Genomic DNA, 6918 nt, shown 5'->3' on the forward strand with positions numbered 1-6918 from the left:
GGCACCCGCCGGTGCGGCCTCGCGCCGGAAGCCCGCCGCGCGCATCAGCCGCTCGGCATTGGTGGTGCTGAGCCCCATCGAGATGGCGAGCGCAGGATCGATGGCGAAGCTCTGCGCCTCGCCCTTGCCATCATGCGCGGCGCGGATCAGCTTTTCTGCCATATCCACGCGCAGCCCCTGATCGCCGAGTGCGCGATAGGCCGGGTGCCCGTCGCCCGGCAGCGCCGATGTCGGAACCACCGTGCGCAGGCTCTCGACGGCAGGATCGAGTGCTTGCGGTAGTGCTCCGCCCGATCGTATCGCGCGCATCAACCGCAGCATCGCCTGGCAATCGGGCCGGATCATCGCAGCGCAGAAAATGTCGAGACTGCCCAGACGCACGCCCAGCCGCTGCAGCACCTGCCGCGAAGGCGTATCGAGCGCGGCGATCAGCGGCTCGGCCTCGCTCCGCGCGATGGCCCCGCCCGCCTCGACCAGTTGCACCAGCAGCGCGCGCAGCGGGCCCGAGCAGCGCTTGTCCTCCGCCGCCCGGGTCAGCGCGCGCACCGGGGCGAGCGCCTTCTTGAGATGCGCCTCGAGCCAGTTCGTGACATGCGCCAACAACGCCTCGCGATCGGGGCGCGGAATGGCGTCGAGCGCACGGTCGGGCTGGAAACGCGGATGGCCGAGCGAAGGGCCGCGCACCAGCAGGCCGATGCGCTGACCGCGCCAGAACAGCGCGGGACGCCCCTTGTCGTCCGCGCCGATCCCCAGCGCCTTCGCGCCATCGGCGATCAGATCGCGCGCGCGCCGCGCGAGCAATCCGGGCAGATGGCGGTCGGCAGCGGCGACCAGCAGCTTGCGGTCGGCCAGCCGCGCCTGCGCATCGACGACGAACGAAAAGCCGCTCAGATGCCCGATCGGTTCGCCATCAACGCAGATCGCATCGCCCTCTTCGAGCGTGACCGGCAGCAGCGAGGCATCGCCGCCCAGGCCCCGCAGCAGCACCGCGGTGCGCCGGTCGACGAAGCGCTGCGCCAGCGCGCGGTGCAGCGCGTCGGACAATCGCTCCTCGACCTCGCGCGCGCGCCCAGCCATCTCGGCGGGATCGGCGAGCCAGTCGCGGCGCTGCGCGACATAGGCCCAGGTGCGGATCGCCGCGATGCGCGCCCCCAGCTTCTCGACGTCGCCCTGAACCGAATCGAGATCGGCAATCTTGCGCGCGATGAAATCGACTGGGATATGCCCCAGCCCCTGGCCAAGATGCTGCCAGAGCTGGCTGACGAAATTCGCGTGATGCTCCGCCCCGCGATGCTGGAAATCGGGCAGCGAGCACACCGACCAGAAGCGCCGCACCGCCGCCTGTCCGCGCACGCTCGCTGCGACCTGGGAATCGTCGGCCAGGCGGCGCAGCACGGCAAGGTCGATCGCCTCGGGCGCGGGCTTGAGGACCGGGCTCGAGGGCAACCGCTCGAGATCGGCGATCAGCGTGCCCAGGCTGTCGAAGCGCAGCCGGGATTCGCGCCAGAACAGCGACTTGAGCGGCGGAAAGCTGTGCTGCTCGATCCGCTCGATCTCCTCGTCTGTGAACTGCGCATCGTGATGCCCCGCGACCGATCCGAAGGTGCCGTCGCGCTGGTGCCGCCCGGCGCGCCCGGCGATCTGCGCCATTTCCGACAGGGTCAGCCGCCGGCGGCGCGCGCCGTCATATTTGTGCAGCGAGGCGAAGGCGACATGCTCGACATCCATGTTGAGCCCCATGCCGATCGCATCGGTGGCGACGAGATAATCGACCTCGCCCGCCTGGTACATTGCGACCTGCGCATTGCGCGTGGCGGGGCTCAGCGCGCCCATGACCACCGCCGCGCCGCCTCTGAAACGCCGCAGCATCTCGGCCACGGCATAGACCTCTTCGGCCGAGAAGGCGACGATCGCGCTGCGCGGCGGCAGGCGCGAGAGCTTCTTGATCCCGGCATAGCTCAGCGTCGAAAAGCGTGGGCGGCCGATGATCTCGGCATCGGGCACGAGTGCGCGGATCATCGGCGACAAGGCTTCGGAACCCAGGATCATGGTCTCATCGCGCCCGCGCGCGTTGAGCACGCGGTCGGTGAACACATGCCCGCGTTCGGGATGCGCGCCCAGTTGCGCCTCGTCGATCGCGACAAAGGCGAAATCGCGCCCCTGATCGAGCGGCATGCTTTCGGCGGTGGAAAGGAACCAGCGCGCGCCGGGCGGGACGATGCGCTCCTCGCCGGTGACCAGTGCGACCTCGTTCGGCCCCTTGATCTTCACCACCCGGTCATAGACCTCGCGCGCCAGCAGACGGAGCGGAAAACCGATCAGGCCGCTGGAATGCGCGCACATCCGCTCGATCGCGAGGTGCGTCTTTCCGGTGTTGGTCGGGCCCAGCACCGCAGTGACAGGGCTCGGCGAAAATCGGGTCATGGGAGCAGCCTCCATTCCCTACATCATGGCAGCACACGGGCATTGCAAGACCCGCATGCAAAGCCCTGTGGATAGGTTGCGCCGCTGATCGGTCTTCTTGCACCGCTCATCCCGGAGACAGGGTTTTACACCCCGGGTTAATTTGACTTTAACTGGTCATGTCCACACAGATTGCGGCGAGGAAACGCCATCGTGCCGGTCCTTTGGGAGCAGCGCGGGAGGAATGGCGGCAAGGGGTCGGTCTTGTTTCAGCAACGCGAACAGCTTTTGGGGGCCGGTGCCGCCAGTGCCAGACTATCTCTGGCCGATGTGCTCCCGACGCCGACCCGGCCCGCTCAGCCTGCCCCAGCCCTGCCCGCCCCGGCGACCGGTATCAAGGCGCTCAAGGAGCGGCTGCTGCGCACCCGCCAGTTCATCCACGACACCAACTGGACGCCCGATCTCGGCCAGAATATCGGCAGCCTCGAATGGTTTCGCGGGCTCGGCACCCTGTGCCTGCTGTGCACCGGAGCCTATGCCGTGTTCCCCGGGGTCAGCCCCATCGGTGCCGCCGCAACTGCCCCTGCCCCGGTCGCGCGCGAGGAATTGCGCAGCCAGATGATCATGCCGATGGCGTTCGGTAGCGACACCGGGCATGCCATGGGCGCGACCGATGCCGTGGTCGCGCTGCGCCAGGCCCCCGAGCGGCCGACGATCGAGCTGGCTGCCACGATCGGACGCGGCGACAGCTTCCTGCGCGTGATGCAGCGCGCGGGCGTGGGCAGCGGTGATGCGCAAGCGGTCGCCAATCTCGTTTCCTCGGTGGTTCCGCTCGACGATATTCGTGACGGCACCCGCATCGACATTACGCTTGGCCGCCGCTTCGCGCGCAACCAGCCGCGCCCGGTCGAGCTGATCGCCTTCCGCGCGCGCTTCGACCTCAATGTCGAGATCGTCCGCGCAGGCTCGGCGCTCGATCTGGTGCAGAAGCCCATCCTCGTCGACGCGACGCCGCTTCGCATTCGCGGGACGGTCGGCTCGAGCCTCTACCGCTCGGCGCGCGCCGCAGGGGCCCCGCCCTCGGCGATCCAGGCCTATCTGCGCACCCTGGCGACGCAGCTTTCGATCGGCAGCGACATCCGCTCGACCGACCAGTTCGACATCATCGTCGATTACAAGCGCGCCGCCACCGGCGAGGTCGAACTCGGCGACCTGCTCTATGCAGGCCTCGAACGCGGCGGCAAGCCGCGCGCACAGATGCTGCGCTGGAAGACCGGCAACAACGTCCAGTGGTTCGAGGCCTCGGGCGTCGGCGAGACGCGCGGCGAGTTCGCCCGCCCCGTCAACGGCGCGGTCACCTCGGGCTTCGGCTATCGCCGCCACCCGATCCTGGGCTTCCGCCGCATGCACAGCGGCATCGATTTCAAGGCCAGTTCGGGCGCGCCGATCTATGCGACGGCGGACGGCGTGGTGAACTATGCCGGGCGCAAGGGCGGATACGGCAATTTCGTGCGCATCGCGCATGGCGGCAATATCGCCACCGGCTATGGCCATATGAGCCGCATCGCGGTGAGCAACGGCATGCGCGTGCGGCGCGGCCAGGTGATCGGCTATGTCGGTTCGACCGGCCTTTCGACCGGCCCGCATTTGCATTACGAGCTCTATCGCGGTGGCCGCGCGGTCGACCCCAATTCGGTCAAGTTCACCACCCGTGCCCAGCTTTCGGGCAGCGAACTCGCCAATTTCCGTGCACGCCTCAAGCAGCTGCTCGGCGTGGCGCCGGGTGCCGCGCTGCAATCGCTGAGCCCACCGCCTGCCGCGAAGAGCGACGAACCCAAGCGCGAGATCGAGCGCATTGCGGGCACGACGATCGCCTGATCGCAAATACAAGTCTTGCCGCGCTTCCGTCACCCTGAACTTGTTTCAGGGTCCATTTTGCCCAATGCGGCTTCGGCTGCGGATGCAGGATGGATCCTGAAACAAGTTCAGGATGACGGGGCGTGAGCAGTCAATCCCGTAGCGCCACCCAGGTCGGCGCATGGTCGCTGGCCTTTTCGCGGCCGCGATGATCCTTGTCGACGCCGATCGCGCTCAGCCGGTCGGCGGCGGCAGGGCTCAAGAGCAGGTGATCGATGCGGAAGCCATGGTCGCGTTGCCAGGCGCCTGCCTGATAGTCCCAATAGGTCCACACCCCGCCGCCGGGGCGCAGCGTGCCGATCGCATCGGTCCAGCCATCGGCGAGGATGCGCTGGAAGGCGGCGCGGCTCTCGGGCTGCATCAGCGCGTCACTGGCCATGGCGCGCACCGAGTAGACGTCATTATCGCGCGGGATGACGTTGTAATCGCCCGCCAGCACCGCCGGCACCTCTTCCGCCAATATCTGCTTGGCGCGCTTGCGCAGACGCTCCATCCAGCGCAGCTTGTAGTCGAATTTCGGCCCCGGCTGCGGGTTGCCGTTGGGCAGGTAGATACACGCGACGCGGAGGCCGTGGACATCGGCCTCCAGATAGCGCGAATGCTCGTCTTCGGGCTCGCCCTCGAGCCCGCGCCTCACCTCGACCGGTTGCGCGTCCCGCGCCAGGATGGCGACGCCGTTGAACCCCTTCTGCCCGTGCCAGATCGCGCCATAGCCGAGCTTCTCGAACTCGGAGGCTGGAAAGCCCTCATCCTGCGTCTTGATCTCCTGCAGACAGGCGACATGCGGGCGGGTCTCTTCCAGCCATTCGAGCAGGCGCGGCAGGCGGGCCTTGATGCCGTTGATATTGTACGAGGCGATGCGCAGCATTCGGGTGTCTTAGCCGCAGCATCGGCGCTTGCCCAGCCATTTAGCCCCTGTTCATTTGCGCCCGCATAAGCCACGATCCAGCGACATATCTGGGGAGGTCATCATGCGGCGTTCGTCTCGGTTCTCGATCGGAGCGGCTGCGCTCGGCCTGTTCGCCCTCGGCCCGGCGCTGGCGCAGGATGCGAGCCTTCCCGATGGCCCGAGCACGCAGGGCAATGTCTCGGTCACCGTCTATAATGGCGGCACCTCGCTGGTGCAGGACATCCGCAGGCTGAACATCGCCAGCGGCACCAGCCGGATCGAGTTTCCCGATGTCTCCGCGCAGATCCAGCCTGAAACGGTGAGCTTTTCCGCCGAGGGCGCGACGATCGTCGAGCAGAATTTCGACTATGACCTGCTCACCCCCGGCAAGCTGATGGAAAAGGCGGTGGGCGAGACGATCACGCTCATCCGCACCAACCCGGCGACCGGCGCGGAAACGCGCGAGCGCGCCAAGGTGCTGTCGGTCAATGAGGGCGTGGTCGTCCAGATCGGCAATCGCATCGAGGTGCTGCGCGACGACGGTCTGCCGGTGCGCGCGGTGTTCGACAAGGTGCCCGACAATCTGCGCGCGCGCCCGACGCTCTCGATCACCGTGGACAGCCAGCGCGCCGGACAGCGCGATGCCGCGATCCGCTATCTGACCGGGGGCCTCGGCTGGTCGGCGGATTATGTCGCGCTGTTCGACGAGGCCAGGGGCAGCATCGACGTGCAGGGCTGGGTGACGCTGTCCAACAGCTCCGGCACGACGTACAAGAATGCCGATACGCTGCTGGTCGCAGGGAATCCGCAGGGCGCATCGGGCTTCGGCAACCGGCGCGGCAACATCCGCAGCGCCGGGACCGAGACAGCGAACCGCGAGCGGCTGGGCGATTATTATCTCTACCCCGTCGGCCGCACGACGATTGCCGATCGCCAGACCAAGCAGATCAGTTTCCTCGACGTGCAGGGCGTGCCGGCGATGCGCGCCTATGAATATCGCGTTGGCTGGCTGGCGAGCATGAACGAGCCGCAGAGCGCGGACACGGTGGTCAAGTTCAGCTCGAGCAAGTCAGGGGGCCTGGGCGATGCGCTGCCCGCAGGCAGCGTGCGCTTCTACCAGCGCGACCAGCGCGGATCGCCGCAGTTCATCGGCGAGAACGGCATCGGTCACACGCCGATGGGCAGCGCGCTGGCGCTCAAGACCGGCGAGGCATTCGATGTGAAGGTCAAGAGCACCGTAGTCGAGCGCAAGCGGCTGTCGAGCAGCAAATGGCAGACCAGCATGCGCTACGAGCTGACCAATGCGCGCGATGGCGCGGTCACGGTCGATCTGATGCAATCGGGGCTCGATTTCGGCTGGACCGACACGCGCATCGTCACCGAGAGCCAGAAGAGCGAGCGGCGCAACAGCGACGCGGTGGTCTGGGCGGTGACCGTGCCCGCGAACGGCAGCGCGGAGGTCACCGCGACCTTCGAGACGCGGTATTGAGGGCAGGCGGATAAGGCCAGCACGGTGCGCCCATCCCCCTTCCCGTTTGTCCCGAGCGAAGTCGAGGGACGTGGTCGCCACCGGTTGCGCGAGGTCCCTCGACACGCTCGGGACAAACGGAGGTGGGTGCTTGGGGCATTGGTGGCGTTCGTGCTTTCACCCTGCCTTCCCCCCGCCCTGACCGCGCTGCGGATCGCGATAGATGGTGACCGCGACGGAG

4 protein-coding genes are annotated in these 6918 nt (G+C 67.5%); 2 read left to right on the forward strand and 2 right to left on the reverse strand.

Going from position 1 to position 6918, the window contains the following annotated elements; translation table 11 throughout:
- Positions 1-2424: helicase-related protein (locus tag AX735_RS17595; RefSeq protein ID WP_066282832.1), on the reverse strand; the 2424-nt coding region annotated here is incomplete at its 3' end.
- A 243-nt stretch (positions 2425-2667) separates the two neighbouring features.
- Here AX735_RS17595 and AX735_RS17600 point away from each other — a divergent pair.
- Positions 2668-4281, forward strand: coding sequence for a M23 family metallopeptidase (locus AX735_RS17600; protein WP_066282817.1), 1614 nt, complete (start codon positions 2668-2670; stop codon positions 4279-4281).
- A 130-nt stretch (positions 4282-4411) separates the two neighbouring features.
- On the opposite strand, the gene xth is transcribed toward AX735_RS17600, so the two are convergent.
- Entirely contained in the window at positions 4412-5185 is a 774-nt protein-coding gene (gene xth / locus AX735_RS17605; RefSeq protein ID WP_066282835.1) for an exodeoxyribonuclease III, read from the reverse strand.
- A 106-nt stretch (positions 5186-5291) separates the two neighbouring features.
- Here xth and AX735_RS17610 point away from each other — a divergent pair, with 106 nt between their 5' ends.
- Positions 5292-6698, forward strand: coding sequence for a DUF4139 domain-containing protein (locus AX735_RS17610; RefSeq protein WP_066282828.1), 1407 nt, complete (start codon positions 5292-5294; stop codon positions 6696-6698).
- The last annotated feature ends 220 nt before the right edge of the window (positions 6699-6918 follow it).

The sequence above is a fragment of the Blastomonas sp. CCH1-A6 genome, assembly GCF_001556365.1.
GTDB classification, from domain to species: Bacteria; Pseudomonadota; Alphaproteobacteria; order Sphingomonadales; family Sphingomonadaceae; genus Blastomonas; species Blastomonas ursincola.

Coding starts and splice junctions, on each gene's coding strand:
- AX735_RS17610 (WP_066282828.1), top strand. CDS start 5,292: ATGCGGCGTTCGTCTCGGTTCTCGATCGGAGCGGCTGCGCTCGGCCTG.